This window comes from Cytobacillus sp. FSL K6-0129, from assembly GCF_038007625.1.
GTDB classification, from domain to species: Bacteria; Bacillota; Bacilli; order Bacillales; family Cytobacillaceae; genus Cytobacillus; species Cytobacillus kochii.
In genome coordinates this window covers 3,710,028-3,728,011 of the sequence record NZ_JBBOXM010000001.1, presented here as the reverse complement: position 1 = coordinate 3,728,011, position 17,984 = coordinate 3,710,028, and the positions used below count along the sequence as shown (strand labels likewise).

General features: G+C 36.2%; 20 protein-coding genes. 5 read left to right on the top strand and 15 right to left on the bottom strand.

Annotated elements, in window-relative coordinates:
• Positions 1-9: 9 nt before the first annotated feature.
• The gene (locus tag MHI57_RS18875; protein ID WP_340977756.1) at positions 10-756 is read right to left on the bottom strand and encodes a metallophosphoesterase family protein; all 747 of its coding nucleotides are present in this window, start codon (positions 754-756) and stop codon (positions 10-12) included.
• Positions 757-1,207: 451 nt separating this feature from the next.
• Here MHI57_RS18875 and MHI57_RS18870 point away from each other — a divergent pair, with 451 nt between their 5' ends.
• The 3 genes from MHI57_RS18870 to MHI57_RS18860 all read left to right on the top strand — a co-directional run bounded on the left by MHI57_RS18870 (position 1,208) and on the right by MHI57_RS18860 (position 3,937).
• Positions 1,208-2,134 carry a manganese-dependent inorganic pyrophosphatase gene (locus tag MHI57_RS18870; protein WP_095370662.1) on the top strand — a complete coding sequence of 309 codons (927 nt, stop codon included), beginning with the start codon at positions 1,208-1,210 and terminating at the stop codon, positions 2,132-2,134.
• A 109-nt stretch (positions 2,135-2,243) separates the two neighbouring features.
• On the top strand, positions 2,244-2,735 hold the full coding sequence (locus tag MHI57_RS18865; protein WP_340977753.1) for a DUF3888 domain-containing protein: 492 nt from the start codon (positions 2,244-2,246) through the stop codon (positions 2,733-2,735).
• Positions 2,736-2,803: 68 nt separating this feature from the next.
• On the top strand, positions 2,804-3,937 hold the full coding sequence (locus tag MHI57_RS18860; RefSeq protein ID WP_340977751.1) for a zinc-dependent alcohol dehydrogenase: 1,134 nt from the start codon (positions 2,804-2,806) through the stop codon (positions 3,935-3,937).
• 494 nt (positions 3,938-4,431) lie between these two features.
• On the opposite strand, the gene MHI57_RS18855 is transcribed toward MHI57_RS18860, so the two are convergent.
• A complete protein-coding gene (locus tag MHI57_RS18855; protein WP_340977749.1) occupies positions 4,432-5,529 on the bottom strand; it encodes an NADH:flavin oxidoreductase in 1,098 nt (365 codons plus the stop codon).
• A 132-nt stretch (positions 5,530-5,661) separates the two neighbouring features.
• Here MHI57_RS18855 and MHI57_RS18850 point away from each other — a divergent pair, with 132 nt between their 5' ends.
• Positions 5,662-6,513 (top strand): LysR family transcriptional regulator, encoded by an 852-nt coding sequence (locus MHI57_RS18850; RefSeq protein WP_328198879.1) that lies wholly within the window; start codon positions 5,662-5,664, stop codon positions 6,511-6,513.
• A 73-nt stretch (positions 6,514-6,586) separates the two neighbouring features.
• Here the strand turns inward: MHI57_RS18850 and MHI57_RS18845 are convergent, their stop codons facing one another.
• The gene (locus MHI57_RS18845) at positions 6,587-7,600 is read right to left on the bottom strand and encodes a DUF3231 family protein (protein ID WP_180317014.1); all 1,014 of its coding nucleotides are present in this window, start codon (positions 7,598-7,600) and stop codon (positions 6,587-6,589) included.
• 703 nt (positions 7,601-8,303) lie between these two features.
• Between MHI57_RS18845 and MHI57_RS18840 the strand changes: the two genes are divergently transcribed.
• Entirely contained in the window at positions 8,304-8,753 is a 450-nt protein-coding gene (locus tag MHI57_RS18840) for a hypothetical protein (RefSeq protein ID WP_095370670.1), read from the top strand.
• A 396-nt stretch (positions 8,754-9,149) separates the two neighbouring features.
• Here the strand turns inward: MHI57_RS18840 and MHI57_RS18835 are convergent, their stop codons facing one another.
• The 12 genes from MHI57_RS18835 to solA form a co-directional block, all read right to left on the bottom strand.
• Complete coding sequence (locus MHI57_RS18835) at positions 9,150-10,334, bottom strand: cytochrome P450 family protein (protein WP_095370671.1); 1,185 nt, start codon at positions 10,332-10,334, stop codon at positions 9,150-9,152.
• A 204-nt stretch (positions 10,335-10,538) separates the two neighbouring features.
• On the bottom strand, positions 10,539-11,231 hold the full coding sequence (locus MHI57_RS18830; protein ID WP_095370672.1) for an LrgB family protein: 693 nt from the start codon (positions 11,229-11,231) through the stop codon (positions 10,539-10,541).
• On the bottom strand, positions 11,201-11,608 hold the full coding sequence (locus MHI57_RS18825) for a CidA/LrgA family protein (protein WP_233435314.1): 408 nt from the start codon (positions 11,606-11,608) through the stop codon (positions 11,201-11,203). Before MHI57_RS18825 ends, MHI57_RS18830 begins: the two co-directional genes overlap by 31 nt.
• 41 nt (positions 11,609-11,649) lie before the next feature.
• Complete coding sequence (locus tag MHI57_RS18820; protein WP_180317015.1) at positions 11,650-12,306, bottom strand: GntR family transcriptional regulator; 657 nt, start codon at positions 12,304-12,306, stop codon at positions 11,650-11,652.
• The gene (locus tag MHI57_RS18815; protein ID WP_180317016.1) at positions 12,287-12,439 is read right to left on the bottom strand and encodes a hypothetical protein; all 153 of its coding nucleotides are present in this window, start codon (positions 12,437-12,439) and stop codon (positions 12,287-12,289) included. Before MHI57_RS18815 ends, MHI57_RS18820 begins: the two co-directional genes overlap by 20 nt.
• An 89-nt stretch (positions 12,440-12,528) precedes the next feature.
• Positions 12,529-12,969 (bottom strand): GNAT family N-acetyltransferase, encoded by a 441-nt coding sequence (locus MHI57_RS18810; RefSeq protein WP_095370674.1) that lies wholly within the window; start codon positions 12,967-12,969, stop codon positions 12,529-12,531.
• Positions 12,947-13,564, bottom strand: coding sequence for a nucleotidyltransferase domain-containing protein (locus MHI57_RS18805; RefSeq protein ID WP_095370675.1), 618 nt, complete (start codon positions 13,562-13,564; stop codon positions 12,947-12,949). The genes MHI57_RS18810 and MHI57_RS18805 overlap by 23 nt, the downstream gene beginning before the upstream one ends.
• 113 nt (positions 13,565-13,677) lie before the next feature.
• Entirely contained in the window at positions 13,678-14,748 is a 1,071-nt protein-coding gene (locus MHI57_RS18800) for an NAD(P)H-dependent flavin oxidoreductase (RefSeq protein WP_340977744.1), read from the bottom strand.
• A 13-nt stretch (positions 14,749-14,761) separates the two neighbouring features.
• Entirely contained in the window at positions 14,762-15,313 is a 552-nt protein-coding gene (locus tag MHI57_RS18795) for a thioredoxin family protein (RefSeq protein WP_095370677.1), read from the bottom strand.
• 55 nt (positions 15,314-15,368) lie between these two features.
• Positions 15,369-15,818, bottom strand: coding sequence for a DinB family protein (locus tag MHI57_RS18790; RefSeq protein ID WP_328198883.1), 450 nt, complete (start codon positions 15,816-15,818; stop codon positions 15,369-15,371).
• A gap of 22 nt (positions 15,819-15,840) precedes the next feature.
• Positions 15,841-16,566, bottom strand: a complete 726-nt coding sequence (locus MHI57_RS18785; RefSeq protein WP_340977742.1) for an MOSC domain-containing protein — start codon at positions 16,564-16,566, stop codon at positions 15,841-15,843.
• A 116-nt stretch (positions 16,567-16,682) separates the two neighbouring features.
• Positions 16,683-17,819, bottom strand: coding sequence for an N-methyl-L-tryptophan oxidase (solA, locus tag MHI57_RS18780; RefSeq protein WP_340977741.1), 1,137 nt, complete (start codon positions 17,817-17,819; stop codon positions 16,683-16,685).
• Positions 17,820-17,984 lie beyond the last annotated feature (165 nt).

Sequence of the window (17,984 nt, the reverse complement as noted above, 5' to 3'; positions counted from 1 at the left end):
CTCCCTTCATTATTTTGTTGGTGCTCCTCGATATCTCGCTTCACGTAGCTCGAGAGCATAGGCTGAAACATTGGGCATCCCCATTATTTCAGCTTGATGTATTTCTCTTTCAATATCATAAGGAATTCTCACTATTTCAATTGAGAAGGGACCTTCTTGTTTAGATTGATAATTCCCATGCATAATCGCAAAAGTTGCCTGTGGAATATCTAATGAATTACCGACACTGCCACAATTAAATAATGTTCTTTGCGGTTGAATTGGTTCAATGAGCGCAGCATGAATGTCTCCGAATCCAATTACATCAGGCTTCCTCTCTTGTTCAAGCGGCTTTATCCATTCACTTATTTCAAACATCTCATTTTTCTCTTTGGTCGTTGCCTTCATTGGGATGACTCTATGATAAACACTTTTTGCTGAAGCATGATAAAGTCGTATATATTTTCCACTCATATAAAAATCATAATGGAAGGGTAAGCTCTGTAAATAGTCCATAGCTTCTCCCTCAAGCTGCTTCTGATGCCACTCGATTTCTTCACTATCAATTGGCTTTATAATAAAATCATCCCAATTCCCTTGCAGTACCACATCACATGTTTCTCTTACTTTATGTACTACCTCTAAACCACTCGGACCCTTACCAATTAAATCACCTAAGCAAAAAATCTTATCTATTTTTCTTTCTTTTATGTGATGTAGGACCGCTTCTAAAGCTGTCAAATTACCATGAATATCTGAAATAATTGCAATGGCCATGGTCATTTCCTCCTTCGTGCTTGTTGATTATAGTATTTTGCAATAAATAATAGCAGTTTTATTGTTGAATTGGTTACTCTACTTTGTTCAAGAGGGACGGTTCTTCTTTCAGTAACTATCTCAATTGTACTTCTTTCCCTGAAGTCAGTGATTACTTCTTTTGCGACTTGAGATTCCTTTAAGAGATCCGCATCCTTTCATTTGCCACTTCCTCACTTACCACCGAGGAGGGCAATACCTCTCTATTGCCAACAAAGGACAATTCATTACGAAAAGTCTACTCCTCTTTCACTGAGCAGTAAAGGGTTTAGCAAATACTAAAAACTCCCCCTCTCTTCCTTCCATTTCTTTTCTCCGAATTAAACATGAATGTATTGTGTTCTTGCCATGATTACTGCTAAAATTTATGTTAAAATAGCAATGAATAATCTTTTAATCAAGGAGACGAACGATGTCAAAAGTATATATTTTCGGTCATAAAAACCCAGATACTGATACGATTTGCTCTGCAATTGCCTATGCAGACCTCAAAAAAGAATTAGGTATGGATGCAGAACCAGTTCGCCTTGGCGAAATTAACGGAGAAACACAATACGCATTAGACTATTTCAAGCAAGCGGCACCGCGCTATGTAGAAAAAGTAGCTAGCGATGTAAAGGAAGTCATTCTCGTTGACCATAACGAATTTCAACAAAGTGCAGATGATATTCGTGATGTCCAAATTCTTGAAGTCATTGACCATCATCGTATTGCCAACTTTGAAACAAGCGATCCTCTATACTACCGTGCAGAACCAGTCGGGTGTACAGCAACCATTTTAAACAAAATCTATAAAGAGAATGGTATAGAGATTAAAAAAGAAATTGCTGGTTTGATGCTTTCAGCTATCATTTCTGACTCTTTACTTTTCAAATCACCGACATGCACAGAACAAGATGTAAAAGCCGCTCAAGAGTTGGCTGAAATTGCTGGTGTCAACCCACAAGTATATGGTTTGGAAATGCTTAAAGCCGGTGCAGACTTAAGTGAAAAAACTGTGGATCAATTGATCACACTTGATGCGAAAGAATTTCAATTAGGTGAACACAAAGCTTATATCGCTCAAGTAAACGCTGTCGATTTAGACGATGTCCTTAAACGTAAAACGGAAATAGAAGCCGCAATGATGACAGCGATTGTTGATAAAGAATTAGATTTATTCCTATTTGTATTAACAGATATACTTAACAATGATTCAATGGCTATTGCTCTTGGATCTCAAGTAAAAGCTGTGGAACAAGCATTTGAAGTCATTCTAGTAGATAATCAAGCTCTACTAAAAGGTGTTGTTTCTCGTAAGAAACAAATCGTACCACCATTAACAAATGTATTAGCTTAATTTTTTTAAAAAAGTGTCCTCATTGCAAAATGAGGACACTTTTTTTATGGAAAAATATATGTATAAAAAAGGATATATATACAAATTTTAATAAAAAGGAGGTAATATGATGAAAAAAATCCTAACGTTTATGTCCATTGTTTTACTTGCAATTAGTGTCATGACTCCTATAGCGAATGCCGAGGGCCACCATAAACACCGTAGTCATAAAATGCACGGGATGCATGAGGCATTTAACCAATTTCTATTCGACCAATTTGATGAAGAAATAAATAAAGCCGTCAGCAACTATTACAAAAACGATTCCATGAAGGTGCAGTATCATACAAAAGGTCAGCACCCTCATGCACTGGTAAAAATCGTACAATCTAAAGAAGAAAATAAACTGAGTCACCCCTATATATTAACTTTCATCGTCAATACTTACGAAGGTAATCAAACGGAACCCACTGGTATTGATAAAATCAGCTTTGGTGTCACACCACTTGATAACAACAAAGTATTTAGCCAGCAAGCTGTGGCAGGTTCTAAAGTTGAATTAATCGAGTTTAAACATCATGACCCTAAAGAAAAAATAGAAACGAACAAAAACGCCGAATAAGGCGTTTTTTTGCATAATAGCCTCCACATTTGAAAGAATAAACATTAAAACATATAGAGGTGATAACCATGAAAGCTGTCACATACCAGGGACCTAAAAAAGTAGCAGTAACAAAGGTAGCCGATCCAAAGATAGAGAAGAAAGACGATCTTATTGTAAAAATAACTTCAACGGCTATTTGTGGATCAGACCTTCACTTATATCAAGGAAATATGCCACTACCGGAAGGCTATATCATTGGTCACGAACCAATGGGAATCGTAGAAGAAGTAGGTCCAGATGTGACAAGGGTTAAAAAAGGCGATCGGGTTGTTATCCCCTTTAACGTATCATGTGGACATTGTTTCTACTGCGAACACCAAATGGAAAGCCAATGCGATCATTCTAACCCTCATTATGATTCAGGTGGATACTTTGGCTATGCAGAGAAATTCGGTAACTATCCTGGAGGACAAGCAGAATATTTGAGAGTACCATTTGGAAATTTCACCCCTTTTATTGTGCCTAAAGATTGTGAATTAGAAGATGAATCTCTGCTTTTTTTATCTGACGTATTACCTACTGCCTATTGGAGTGTACTTCACTCTGGAGTAAAAAAAGGAGATACAGTAATCGTTCTTGGTTGCGGACCAGTTGGGCTAATGACTCAAAAATTTGCCTGGATGATGGGAGCCAAAAGAGTAATTGCAATCGATTATTTGGACTATCGAATGAATCATGCAAAAAAAATGAACAAAGTAGAAACATTTGAATTTACAAAGTATCCTGATATGGGGGAGCATTTGAAAGAAATCACCAATGGTGGTGCGGATGTTGTCATCGATTGCGTTGGAATGGACGGAAAAAAATCTCCAGTAGAATTTCTTGAACAGAAACTTAAATTACAAGGCGGCACTTTAGGACCCATCCAAATTGCCACAAAAGCCGTAAGGAAATTCGGAACAGTTCAATTGACTGGCGTATATGGAGGCAATTATAACGCATTCCCACTTGGTCCATTTTGGGTCAGAAATATACAGCTTAAAATGGGGCAAGCTCCTGTCATTCATCTGATGCCAGAACTTTATCAAATGATACAAGAAGAAAAGCTTAATCCTAAAGAGATTATCACACATAAAATCTCTTTAGCAGATGCCAGTCATGGATACCAGATTTTTAATAACCACGAAGATCAATGTATAAAGGTAGTATTAAAACCGTAAATAATGAAATTGGACGCTCATAATGGAAAGATGGCTTTCATTTATTTGAGAGTTACCTGTTTGACCAAACTTCTTGCAAGCTTCTTCACTATGTAATGTGAGGCAATTAGATAGTGCAAATTTTCAACCTATACATTCGATAAGTAAATGATACAAATTTTACAACCCCCAGAGAAAGTATTGTTATAACAAACAAAATAGAAATGAATTCCTCTCAAATGCACTGTTAATGGACGTTCTGTCTATATTGCGAGTGGATACAAGCTCACTAAAAGTCCCTAAAGATTTTAATAAAGGACAGATAAAGACATAAAGATACTGGTTTTAAATTTATATATAAATACATCAAAATGACAGCCTTTTAGACTTTTCTATCAATATAACAAAGAAAACCCGCCTAAATTTGTAAGTTTTCTTTGTTATACTTTTGTCTCTTCTTAAATTAAAGCCTTATTAGTTATATAGCCCAAACGTGATCATTGATCAAGTTAGTATTATTCTATTTCAAAATCCTTTATATTGGCTATGGGATGAAGTGTTGCTTCGGCATTAAATGTAGAAAGTACTTCACCTTGCTGAACTTTTTTAACCCAATCATGATCAGCTAAGGCTCCTTTACCGAGAGCTACTAGATCGGCACCTCCATCGGTTAACATTTCAATTGCTCGATCTACATTTTCGAGTTGTCCATTGGCGATTATCGGTAATTTGCTGTATTTTTTTGCAAGAGATACAAGAGAAGTCTCACTACCTTCGAAGGCAGGTTGCCAAGCTTCAAATTCTGTTACGTGAATATAATTTAATCCTGACTTACCTAATGCACTAAAAATGATCTCTGCATCTACTTCTTTGCCTGACCACTTATAAAAGTAGTCATTGACTTGTGATTGTGAAATTCTCATCCCAACAATAAACTGCTCATCCGCAACGGCTTCCGTTACAGCGTTGGCAACTTCAACAAGAAACCGTACTCTATTTTCGGTGCTCCCCCCATATTCATCTGTCCGAACGTTCGTGTACTCTGTTAAAAAAGCATCTAATAAATATCCGTTTGCACCATGCAATTCTACACCATCAAAACCAGCAGATTTTGCTTTTTTTGCCGCCTCTACAAAGCTGTATTTAACATCTACCATTTCCTCTTTTGTAATGGTTCTTGGCCGTTTAAATGGACCTTCTCCAAGATAGAATTTTAATTGCTCTCCTTTCGGTTGAACAGCAGATGGCGCTATGGTTTCTTCAGTAAATCGATTTCCTTGGGAAAGTGGTCCGGTATGTTGCAATTGCATAAAGATCTTTCCACCTTCTGAATGAACAGCATCAACAATTTTCTTCCATTCTTTCGCTTGTCCATCCAATGCAATTCCCGGTTGAAACTGATACGTTTGACTGTTCTCGTCATCTATATATGTGCCTTCCGTAATAATTAGCCCAAAGCCACCCTCTGCAAAAGAACGGTAGTATTTAATCATTCTGTCTGTAATGAAACCTTCTTGGTCTGCACTAATTCGCGTCATAGGTGCAACCGCTACTCTATTTTTAAGTTCTGTATTGTTGATGTTGAATGATTGAAACAAAATATTTTTATCCATCTTAAGATCCCTCCTGTTGATTTGATAATTGACAACTTCTTAGTAAATAGCTTAAATGAAGTATGTAGTTTAGTAAAATGAATATATTAAAATTAAACATTCAATAATATTGAACCAATAAGGGGTATAAATATGGAGCTACGTCAATTAATTACATTTAAAACTATAGTAGAAAAAGGTAGTTTTAATAGAACAGCCCAACACCTAGGCTATTCACAATCCTCTATTACAACACACATTAAAGAGCTTGAAAAAGAGTTAGACAATCCTTTGTTCGACCGATTAGGAAAAAAGGTAGTTTTAACGCATTTTGGAAAACAATTCTATCCATATGCTACCCAAATTATTGAACTTTACAATCAATCTTTAAATATAGATAAAGAACCACAGGGTCAACTAACCATTGGTATATCGGAATCGTTGACCATCTGTCGAATTCCACTTATTCTACTTGAATTTAAACAGAGATATCCAAAGGTTAATTTACATGTTAAATCATTAGAGAACTATGATGTTACTAAGAGTCTACAAAGCGGAGATATTGATTTAGCACTCATTTTGGAAAAAGAAGATTGGATAAAAGAAGATTTATTTATTAAGGAATTGATTAGAGAGAAAATGGTATTAATTAGCCCCAATGAAAAAGACTTCTCCAGAACCGCATTGTATTCTGATTTACGATGTAGTTACAAGTCTGTTTTTGATGAGTATATAAAATTAAACCAGTTAGATATTGAAGCTAGTTTAGAGTTTCAGAGCATTGAAGCCATTAAGCATTGTGTTAAACATGGGTTAGGCATATCATTAGTGCCTTTGTTCTCAGTGAAAGAGGAATTGAAAAATGGGGTGTTTAAGGGGGAAAATGTATCTAATAAGCAATCGTCGATTTCAACTTATATGACGCATCATAAAGATAAATGGATTTCTCCATCGATAAAGTGCATGATGGAAATCGTTCAAGAGCATGCAAGTCATTGGGAATAAAAAAAGAGCTTCTTAGCTCTTTTTTTATTTGCCTTCCTATTAGTATTAAGAAGAAAAAGCCACCTATTGGTAGCTATTCATTTTTTTGTTCTGCTAATTTACTTCTATCTTCAGACAATGGGGGTTGTTCGATCCAACGATTCTTAATCATTAGATTAATCCATTCATTACCAATATCTAAATCATCTGCAATTGCTTTCATGTATTTTGGTGATAAATCTCGTCTTGGTGAAGTAGCCCAACCGGTCCCGTAATACACCATTGCTGTTGAAAATAAAAATCCTACTTGGAACATGATGAGTTTTTCAGAGAATGGTGAGTTCGTCGAATCTGTAATTTCAGCATCAAAAATAGACGGATTCGGGAGGTTTTCTGCTAGAAAAACTTCAAAAAACGTCCTTACATGCTTCTCTTTTGTCTTTACAGCTTTCTTTAATAATTTTTTTACATCTTTTGATTTTGCAACTTGATGAGCAAAAACTACAAACGCCTTAGCAAATATGCTTTTCTTTAAATTAAAATAAATATCTGCTATTTCAATGCAGCTTAATGGCCTTTTTTCTCCCAACCATCCCGTTAAATAACTTTTATCATCTATGTATTCTGCTCTATCTGGAGGGGTAATCACAGGGGGACGCAAATACAAACCTTTTTCTAAAAGTAAGTTTTTCGTTTGGTTACACAATTCCACCGAAGTAGTTATACATTCACTAAAATAATTTCGAACATCTACTCTAGTACATGTAGTTATTGCACCACTATACCCATTACAACCATGTATGGACATAATGTTTAAATAATTTAAACAAAAAACATCAGAGAAAACGCGAGGTACATTTGGTATGTAATCATTGTCAGAAAATCCAATGGGAATCGGAAAACTTTCACTCTTAAAGAACTCTTTAATTTTTCGTGTATGTTCGTGGCTAAGGGCCATTGCATATTCAAATACACTTCTTATTTCAGTATCCTCTATATGTTCCAACATATGTTTGTGAATACAAATACTTGCGGTTTCGTTCATATACTGTGTCCATAATGCTGCAATCTCAGCAGAAGTTAATTTTGCATTAGATGTATTGTTCATTTTTGACTCCTCGCAGTTTTTACTCATAAGGTGTCCCATTCACCAAGTAATATTCGATGCCAAAGTTATTAAGGATAAAAAGGAAATTCAATTGCATTGTAAAAACCCTGTTTTAAAAAGGATAAAGGTAATAATTAACTTAAACTCATAATTTATTGGGAGTTTGAAAATGATAGATTTAAGGTGATCATATGAATAATAATCTTAGACTTACTTCTCTAAAGACAAGGACAAATATGGGGAGCATATATGAATCAAACAATAAAGATATAGTTAATGGATAGTCTGATGACTATAGTTGTGGATAAATCCATTAAAGAAATATTTAACTTGTTGTTACTTTTTTTGCAAAGCAGGAGAAACAAGATCATACGAAATTTAGGGTATTACAGTTCAAATTGGACTTAATGAAATCGTATTTTGCAATTATCCACATATAATTAAATTACATTAATTCCGTGTGATGAAACTGTATAAAGAGGCGAAGACATAGTGTCTTACAACTGATGCTAAAAAAGGAAAGGCGGCAAAAACCTTCATCTCTAGTCAAGTGGCACAATCGAAAGAAGTAAGGGAACTTTAACCGCTTCTGGAAAAAACGGTCGCTGGTCAAATGAAGGTATTAGCTCAATTATATAGAGAGATTACTTTCCAGCACTTAAATCCTTTGAAAAAGAAGTAATGCTTGTAAAGGTGGAACAGTATGAAATATTCTCCACTAGAGAAAATATTATGGAGTATTGCTTTACCAGGACTTGGTCAATATTTAAATGGAAAACTATTTAAGGGCACCGTTTTTCTAATACTAGAAATATTTATAAACATTAAATCACACTTTAATGAAGCCATTATATATAGTTTTAAAGGGGATATTCCTATGGCTATAGAACAAACAAATTATCACTGGCTTATGTTTTATCCTTGTTTATATTTCTATGCGATTTGGGATGCTTATAAAGAATCTGGTGTAGGAAGTAAATATTCTTTCATCCCATTTGTGTTTTCGGGTTATTTTGTTACAGCTGGTTTGCTTTTTTCGGTAGACTTCACGATTTTCGGTATACTATTGGGACCTGTTTGGTTACCAATGTTATGTGTAATTCCTGGAATAATTATAGGAAATATATTTATGAAGTTAATACCTTTTAAGTAATCATTAAATGCTAATGACTTAGAAACATTGTAACTCCCAATCCAAACTTCAGTTTCTGTTGATTTTCCTTCTCCATTGTTAGACAGTATAGCGTAACACATAAATATTTCTTCTATTGAAGGTAGCTAGCAGAGTATTACCATATTCTTGTTTCTTCACAAGAAATTACAATGATATTCCTATTCATTTTCAACTTTTCATTGATCTGCACCATTTAGATTATTTAGGTGTTCTTATACTAGTGGTTTGTCCTACATTAAATATAAAATCAAGAACAATGAAAACCTAAAATAGGAATAAAAAAGGAAAATGACGTGCACCTGTTCACACGTCATTTTTTGCGATTTATTCATAAAGCATCCAAGAACAAAGAGATTTTGTTTATCCTCTTAGTTTTTATTTTAAGTTAATAAACATGGTTTTTAACCCACGAATAATGATACTTTGTCTCCACTCTAGTTCAGACTCGGGGACAGCTAAGCTTACTTTGGGAAAGATCTGCAATAATATACGTAAAGCGATGTCCCCTTCTAATCTTGCCAATGGTGCACCTAAGCAATAATGAATTCCTTTTCCGAAGGCAATATGCGGGCTCTTCTCTCTTGTAATATCTAACTGCTCTGGATTTGAGAAAACTTGCGGATCGTGATCAGCTGAAGCAAGAGAAACAATGACATGATCACCCTGTGCAATTTCCTGGCCCATAAAGGTAAAAGACTCACTCGCCCAACGATCCGTACTGAACTCAACCGGCCCGTTATATCGTAAAAGTTCTTCAATTGCCTGTGGCATCAAGTCAGGGTTTTCTTTTAATAATTGTAGCTGATCGGGATGTGACAATAAGGCGAGTAACCCGTTGGCGATTAAATTTACTGTAGTCTCATGCCCTGCTACGATTAATAACATGATGACACCGATTAGCTCACGCTTCGATAATTTATCCCCATCCTCCTCCGCTCGAATTAAATCAGAAAGTAAGTCCGCCTGCGGAGTAAGTTTCTTTTGTTCAATTAAATTTTCTAAGTAAACAATGAATTCGCCCATCGCTTCGTCGTGATCTTCGGGATCCATTACATCTACTAACACATGTGACCATCGTTGAAAATCCATTTGATCTGCCTCAGGCACACCAATCAATTCACAGATGACACGAATAGGAATCGGAAATGCATACACTTCTATAAAATCAACCGTCTCTTTTCCCTTCATTAGTTCCGCTTGTTCTAGAGCAATCTCTTCCACTCTTCCTTTAAGCGCATTTATTTTTTTGGGCGTAAAGCCATATTGGACAAGATTGCGTAACCTTCTATGGTCAGGCGGGTCAACAAATAACATACTACTCGCAATCGGTGGCATATTCTCATCTGTTATTTCGTCTGGATAGACTTTTCTCATATCTTTTATAAAACGTGGATCTTTTAACACCGCTTCACTCGCTTCATAACTAAATGCCATCCAAGACTCCATACCACTGAATAACTTCACCTTTGTAAATGGCTGGTGTGGTCTAATTTCTTTGTAATAATCATAAGGGTTTTGATGAAACTGATGTGAGAAAATCTCATCTGTTTTTTGTGGCAAATCGCTTCCTCCTTTATTGACTCTGTACTGTATCTATTCTTGGCGATCGTTGAAAACCCTTTAATTTGCGTATAAACTGATACGATAAATGAACTGATAAATAGCCTAACTGACAGTAAAGGCATCTCATCCCTCGTCTAAGATATATTTAACACAATCAGAATGAATTCGTTAAACAAAAAAAGCCTCTATTATAATAGAAGCTTACATTTGCAAGACCCAAACGATGAGTGGTCCGATGATTGAACCAATAATGGCACATATAGACATAGTAATGGAGCTAATGGAAAAAGCGAGCTCATCATATTCAGCCGCTTTTGCCGTACCCATTGCATGCGAGGTGCCGCCAAGTGCAATTCCACGACCAATAGATGTGTAAATCCTCAAATATTTAAAAATATAGGGGGAAATTATTACGCCGAAGATCCCCGTAATCGTTACCCCGACAACTGCCATGGAAGCATTCCCTTCTAACACTTTAGCTACTTCTATTGCGACAGGTGTTGTAAGTGATTTTGGTAGCATTGAAATGATTAGTGCAGAATCAATACGAAGTGCCTTTCCAAGGAGACCCACACTTAACATCGCTGTTAGAGTTGCAATAAACGCCCCACCTATAATCGTAAAAAGGTATTTTTTCAAAAAATCACGTTGTTTGTATAATGGATAGGCTAGGGCAACAACGGTCGGACCTAATAATGATGTAATGAACTGCCCACCTTCCATGTATTTATCATATGAAATACCTAAGCTTACTAAAATGATAATCATTAGAACTGTACCTGACAAAATTGGTAACAAGATGGGTAGTGGATACCTTTTATATAGCGATGAAACAACGAAATAGATAACTAAAGTGAGAAGAATCATAGAGATTGAGAAGAAGATGTCTCGCATGCTTGATCCGCCTCTCTTTGTTGTGTCTTTTTCGCAAAATACTGGGTTGTTTTACCGGATACTGCCATTGTAATTATTGTACTCACCAATATCGCAATAATCAGTAATAATCCGCGCACAGATAGTAATTCTGGGTAATCCATGACCCCCACCGTTGCTGGAATAAAAAACAACATCAGAATACTAAGAAGAAACTGCGCACCGCTCTCTATCATTTTGACGGGCACAATGTTAAAACATAAACAAACAAATAATAACAACATACCAATAATATTTCCTGGTATGGTTAATGAGAAAAAATGCTGAATAGAGATTCCTATAAAGGAAAAAATATATAAAATACATACTTGTAAAATAACCAATAAAACTTTCATCATTCACGCTGCTCTATTTTCCTGAGCAACTGCCCTTCTTTCTATTAATAGGATGATAGATTGGCCATCATTTCAGAATAAAAATGATCAAGATGTCTAACCATAGCCGTTTTTGTGCGATCAATATCTCCTGACCTTAACCCTTCTATTATCAATTGATGTTCATTATAAACCGTTTCGATACTCACTCTTTTATTTAATATATATAACCCATACCAATTCACATAATCTATTAAATTACGAATAATTTGATACAATCTTTCATTATTTGTTAACTCTGCTAAAAATAAATGAAAAGCAGAATCATGATACATAAATGCGACTGGATCCTCTTTCAATTCAAAAAGTTGCTGGTCCTTTTCCTCTAGTTTATGTAGCATCTCCTGATTTAATAATGGGATTAAAAGTTCAATGACGAGCGCTTCATTCGCTTTTCGCAATTGAAATACTTCATTGACATCTTTACGCTCTATCTCTTTCACTGAAATCCCTTTTCTCGGTAATGATTGTACCCAGCCTTCCATTTCTAACTGTTGAAGTGCTAACTTTAAAGGCGTCCGGCTAATCCCTAGGCTTTCGCTCAAGGTACGTTCATGAATTGTTGAGCCTGGTGCAATATCATGTTGAATAATCGCTCTTTTTATTTCACGATAGGCATGTTCCTTAAAAGAAGGTGGTTGTTCAACCTTTTGAAAAACCATACAATCTCCCCTTTGAAAATTTGGTATCTGCATCTGGTATACCAGATGCCAACCAAGAAAGTATACCAGTTGTTGCAATAAACAACAATAGGTGGTTGTAAAGAATATATGCTTGATATCTTTTTATCATCATTATATATTTCACACCAACTTATTATGACAAGAAAAAGACTCCCCAGATGAGAGTCTCAATAAACAAAATATCTTACTTACCGTAGATTATCATGATTGCTTCCATTCCATTGAAATATTTCTGGGTTGGAATCCCAGTGACTCGTACAATCCAATGGCTGGGTTACCGTGATAAGCTGTTAATCGAAATTCTTTGAACTGTTGTTTTCTTAGCTCCTTCATCGCTGCCATCATTAATTGCCGACCCATTCCTTTTCCTCTATTGTTTTCTTGCACATACAATTCATAAATGAAGCCAATTTCTTGCTCGGTCATTTCGTCTCTTTTTCCACCAAGCAGCACCCATCCCATTATTTCTTCATGTTCTACAGCAACAAGATATTCTCCCCCGTTACTTCTTATAGATTCAACCATCTCTCTCAGCTTACGCTCTTCCGGTTTAGAACGGTTTAATGTACCTTCATACACTGATTGAACAGATAACTTTAAAATACTTTCTACCTCTTTTTCAGTTGGCTTTCTGATCTCCACTATATTTCTCTCCTTTTCTTGCTGGTTTCCAATGCGTCCATCGCGTTATATCTTGGTCAGCTAACCAATCGTAAAATTGCTCACTATTTATGATTCCATCTTCTAAGACTGCTCGATACACAAAAATGGAAGGGTAGGTTAATTCTCTCTTAGAGAGTTCCTCTTTTATTGATAGGATGTGTGTTCTTGATTCATGTGTTAACGAATATTGCATTTCCTTCACAAGATCCCTAGACAAAGGTCCTTTATGACTTTTTGGAAATAACCACATATCAATTTTCCAAACTTCTAGATTATCATACTTATATAAAATCTTAAAATAGAGACCATTAAATGATTCATTCAGGTAATTGTGATATTTAATATCTACTACTTGTGGGTGGTCAACAATCTCCGCTAACATACTAAACACTTGATTGGCATTAGGTTCATCACAAAAGACTTCGATATCAATATCACAATCGACCATTAAATCATAAGCATAGGCTCCCACTACATATACTTCTCCTATTCGAGACCACCTTTCAAGTAAAGAAAGCTCCTTCAATATTTGTTTAGCGCGCTCTTTTCGTTTCCCTGCTCTTTCTAATAACATCGTAACCTCCAACTATTTCATTTTTAAAAATTATTTGATTTTATTAAATGTAAGAGGTTTTGTCAAGATAAAAAACGCGTGGTCTCATCTCCCACGCGTGAGTAATTTAATCTTTATTCATCATCCAATTGCTGATCCAACCCTGCAACAAGATTATCCATGAGTACTTTTACAGATTGAAGAGTAGCCTTTTGATAACTTTCTCCTGCCCAAAGTGACATGAAGTCAGTCTGATTTTGTTTCGCTGCCACTAATCTTATCACTTGTGTTAAGTCATTTTGAAGTGGATAAGGTAAACTAGTTTGGTTTTTCATTTGCTCCATAAAACGGTTGTGAATCCCTCTTGCCCATTTACCCGAAAAGGCTTCTGTCAAGCTTGTTTTCTTATTAGAAGAGACAAGCATTTTCTTATAAGCGGGATGAATACCACTTTCTTCTGTTGCTAAAAAAGCAGTACCTAATTGAACACCCTCAGCTCCTAAGCGAAAGGCAACTTCTGCATCCGAAGCGTCCATTATGCCACCCGCCGCAATGACTGGAATACTGATTTCATCCGTAACTGCTGGAATAAGGTCAACTAACGGAATAAGGGAATCAAGTGCATCACCGATAAAAGTACCACGATGACCGCCTGCTTCTTTCCCTTGTACAACAAGAAGGTCGCAACCTCTCTCTTCCCAGAGAACAGCTTCTTCTACTGATGTCGCTGTACCGATTACTCTTGTTCCTTCTTTTTGTAATTCTTTTATCACTGCTTCTTCTGGAATACCAAATGTGAAACTACATATCGGAACAAAAGATTTCATCACAACTTCTAATTGCTGTTCATAAAATAAGCGGTGATCTTTTCTTGGTAATTGAAGCGGTGCATCAATTTGAAGTTCGTTACGAAATACTTCTAGTGATTCAATCGCCCTTTCTTCTTCTTCTTTTGTGAAAGCGATATCATTCCCAGGTATAAATAAGTTGATGCCAAAAGGGTGATTGGTTTTTTGACGAATATCATGAATCATCGTTTCCATATCCATTGGGCTCATATAACCCGCTCCGATATTTCCGACACCACCATACATAGAGGTTCTACTAATTAAATCAACAGTCGTCGCTCCTCCTGCCATTGGTGCTTGGAATATTGGGTATTTCGCCTTTAACATATCTGTTATTCTATTTTGGTTCCAACTCATTTCCCCTCACCTCTTATTTTAATTTTGCAATAATGCTCTCAGCCACACTATGCCATAAACTTGGATCAGATTGATAGGTTTCTCCAATGCTTTTATAAAGCTCTTTTTGAGCCTGTTCAAAGCTTGGATCTTCCTTAGCAGGTAGGGAGGTTCTTCTCTCCATCACATAATCTTGCAATCTTGGTGCACGTGGGCCCCATACAGCTTGTTCTGCACCTGCTTCATCAATAAATACAAAAATAGGAATTGCTCGTGCTGTTCCGTTTGTTAAGTATTGATCCATTAATTCTAAATTACTATCTCTTAGAACAAACCGTACTTCCATACCGATTTCCTCAGCAATTTTTAATAGAACAGGATTATTAATCATCGCATCGCCACACCAATCCTCAGTAAGGACAATGGCGTGCAGATTTTTTTGCTTGACCTCTTGTAATGCTTCCTTTTCTTCTTCACTAAGTGAAAAACCCTCATAAATGGTAAGCATACCTTCTTTGTTTACTTGCATATGATTTAGATATTGCTCTTTCGTTAAACCCTTTTCAAACCATTCTCTTAATTCCATTTCCTTTGCACATCCCTCTTACGTTTTTATCCAATCATATCATACCATTGAACGATTAAAGTATGGCACTAATTTGCTTCATATGATGTTCGTCATGTGCAGCAAGCCCGATGAGATAATCATATAGGCTTATTTTCTTATTGCCAATGATTAATGGTTTTTGCCAATACGAATCTGGAATTTTAGAGATTCTTTCTATTATTAGTTTTCTTTTTACAAGCAATTCTGCAATGATTGTCTCCTGCGATTGATTTCTTGCTGCTTCCGCGGCTGTTGGATTCATTTCTTCTGCAGAAGGAGCTTTTGGTAGAGGAAGGTGTAATAAAACAAATGGTAGACGCTTTTTTAAAATAAATTCATCCCACGGAATAAAATGACCTACCACTTCAGCGACCGACCATTTTCCTTCATTTATTTCTTTCCGCCAATGGCTTGTTGGGATTGATTCTATAAATTGAATAAACTGTTCATGATGGCGGATCATCGCTTGTTTTTGCGATTGCACTGTATCACCCCTCATCAGTCATTTATAGCCAAATCTCATCACCAAGCTTTACGTTCCCCGTTTGAATCACTTTTGCATAAACACCAAAATGATTATGATTGGTTCTAATAATCTCTTTATGTATGGTAGGTGTCCTTTTTCCATTTTTCGGATCAATAGTAATAATCATACAACGTTCGCAAGGCTTAGTTATCTCTATCACCACTTCCTCTCCTATTTTCATTTGGTTGGAGATCCAATCATGTTCCGAAAATGGCCTATCGTAATCAGTATGGATAATAAAGTTGGGACGGAAACGCTTCGGATCGATTTCACTTTTTCCAAGTTGCTTACTTAAATATTGTAGTGATGAATGGGTTACTAACAAAAGGGGAGCTTCTTCAATAGCCCCAATGGGTACATAGGATGGCGTAAAAGAATGAAAAGATAAATCCCTTCCACTTTTCAGACGAAGATCTTGCCTCCACCTCTCATCATTCCACCCGTACCTCTCTCCATTTGCTGTATGTATTTGTAACTCCGGGTATGTATCTTCATTTTCCTCACTGACAAAAGTGGCTTGATATGCTGCCATTTCTTGATATTGAGTGATCGTAAGGTATTTTCCTTGCCTACTCTTATCTATAATGACGTGGCTTCGGTCGCCATACACACCGTATGGTAAGACTCTAGTGGACTCAACATTTTCACCACCAAATGACTTGACAGGATAACGTAGTAATGACGAAAGAACACCAATTTTTTGCATGCTCTTACACCTCCTCTATGACCTGGTGTCGAAACTTGAACCTTCTTCTATCCCTCTCCGACATAATTCCTCTTATTTCCCAGGAAAGTATCTGATTAACGACATTTCCCTCATTATTATCGCTTCAATTCAGCAAATCTCTCAATTGTGAAAGGGGAAATATCCACTGACGAAGTTTTTCCTTGGATTAGTTCGCTTAAAACATGACCAACTACACTACTAAATTTAAATCCATGACCGGAAAATCCCGCTGCAATTGCAACATTCTCATATTGAGGATGTTGATCAATAATAAAATGCTCATCTGGTGTCATTGTGTACATACAGGTTTTACCAAATTGTAAATTTGTTTTTTCAGTGAAATATCTCCCTAGAAATGTTGTAAGCTCTCTCTCATCATCCTCATTAAAAGGCTGCACTTCTTGTTTACTCTCTATTCTCTGAACATCTCCATCATGCCTTCCTAGTTTCAATCCTGAACCATCTATACTAGGAAAGCCATAATAATGACCTAATGGCGATTCAAATGTAAAGGCTGGAAACTGTTTCGCCTCATAAACATCCTCTTGTGCTTCATACCAAGCGAAAGTTTTCCGAATCGGATTTAACGGAAGCTGCAAGTCCAGATAACTAAGGATGGAATTTGTGCCAGCTCCTGCTGATACAATTAACGAGTCTCCTGAATAATGACCATCCTGTGTAGCAATATTAACAATCCCTTCTATAATAGATAAGTCAGTAATTACGCTATCAGTCACGATTTTAGCACCATAGGACAAAGAAAGTCTCCGGTAAGCCTCAATACAATCTTCACACTTCAAAACCCCAGATGTCGGCTCATGATAAGCAACCATTCCATCATCTAAATGTAATGCACTCCATTTAGTATTGACCGTTTCATGTGTGTAAACATCAAGTGGTAACTGATATTTTTCCGCACTTGTTTTGACCTCCTTCATAAAAAGAGAAGTCTCGCTACCAATATTTAAAACACCTGTTTGTAAAAACAACTCCATTTCGGATTCTTTCTCTATTTCTTCCCATAGTTGTTTAGCCTTTAACAAGAGTGGCACATAAGCATGTCCTTCACCATAAGCATATCTAATGATTCTCGTCTCACCATGATGACTTCCTTTCTGATGAGGTGGCCTATTTGCATCGATAAGCAAAACCTTTTTGCCCTCTTTCGCTAAATAATAACCTGCAGCCATCCCCATCGAACCTGCGCCGATAATAATTGTATCGTAATGCAATTTTTATCCCCTCCAAGATGCTAAACTATAAGTGTTCTTTTATTTAATTTTCTAAATACTATCACCATTAGCCAATATACCACAGGAACGGGAAGACTTTTGTCGAAATTTGTTGCAATTGTTTAACAATCTCTTAAAGGAAGTAGTCGTGTAGGAAAAATTAAC

Coding starts and splice junctions, on each gene's coding strand:
- MHI57_RS18875 (WP_340977756.1), bottom strand. CDS start 756: ATGGCCATTGCAATTATTTCAGATATTCATGGTAATTTGACAGCTTTA.
- MHI57_RS18870 (WP_095370662.1), top strand. CDS start 1,208: ATGTCAAAAGTATATATTTTCGGTCATAAAAACCCAGATACTGATACG.
- MHI57_RS18865 (WP_340977753.1), top strand. CDS start 2,244: ATGAAAAAAATCCTAACGTTTATGTCCATTGTTTTACTTGCAATTAGT.
- MHI57_RS18860 (WP_340977751.1), top strand. CDS start 2,804: ATGAAAGCTGTCACATACCAGGGACCTAAAAAAGTAGCAGTAACAAAG.
- MHI57_RS18855 (WP_340977749.1), bottom strand. CDS start 5,529: ATGGATAAAAATATTTTGTTTCAATCATTCAACATCAACAATACAGAA.
- MHI57_RS18850 (WP_328198879.1), top strand. CDS start 5,662: ATGGAGCTACGTCAATTAATTACATTTAAAACTATAGTAGAAAAAGGT.
- MHI57_RS18845 (WP_180317014.1), bottom strand. CDS start 7,600: ATGAACAATACATCTAATGCAAAATTAACTTCTGCTGAGATTGCAGCA.
- MHI57_RS18840 (WP_095370670.1), top strand. CDS start 8,304: ATGAAATATTCTCCACTAGAGAAAATATTATGGAGTATTGCTTTACCA.
- MHI57_RS18830 (WP_095370672.1), bottom strand. CDS start 11,231: ATGCGAGACATCTTCTTCTCAATCTCTATGATTCTTCTCACTTTAGTT.
- MHI57_RS18825 (WP_233435314.1), bottom strand. CDS start 11,608: ATGATGAAAGTTTTATTGGTTATTTTACAAGTATGTATTTTATATATT.
- MHI57_RS18820 (WP_180317015.1), bottom strand. CDS start 12,306: ATGGTTTTTCAAAAGGTTGAACAACCACCTTCTTTTAAGGAACATGCC.
- MHI57_RS18815 (WP_180317016.1), bottom strand. CDS start 12,439: ATGATGATAAAAAGATATCAAGCATATATTCTTTACAACCACCTATTG.
- MHI57_RS18805 (WP_095370675.1), bottom strand. CDS start 13,564: ATGTTATTAGAAAGAGCAGGGAAACGAAAAGAGCGCGCTAAACAAATA.
- MHI57_RS18800 (WP_340977744.1), bottom strand. CDS start 14,748: ATGAGTTGGAACCAAAATAGAATAACAGATATGTTAAAGGCGAAATAC.
- MHI57_RS18795 (WP_095370677.1), bottom strand. CDS start 15,313: ATGGAATTAAGAGAATGGTTTGAAAAGGGTTTAACGAAAGAGCAATAT.
- MHI57_RS18785 (WP_340977742.1), bottom strand. CDS start 16,566: ATGCAAAAAATTGGTGTTCTTTCGTCATTACTACGTTATCCTGTCAAG.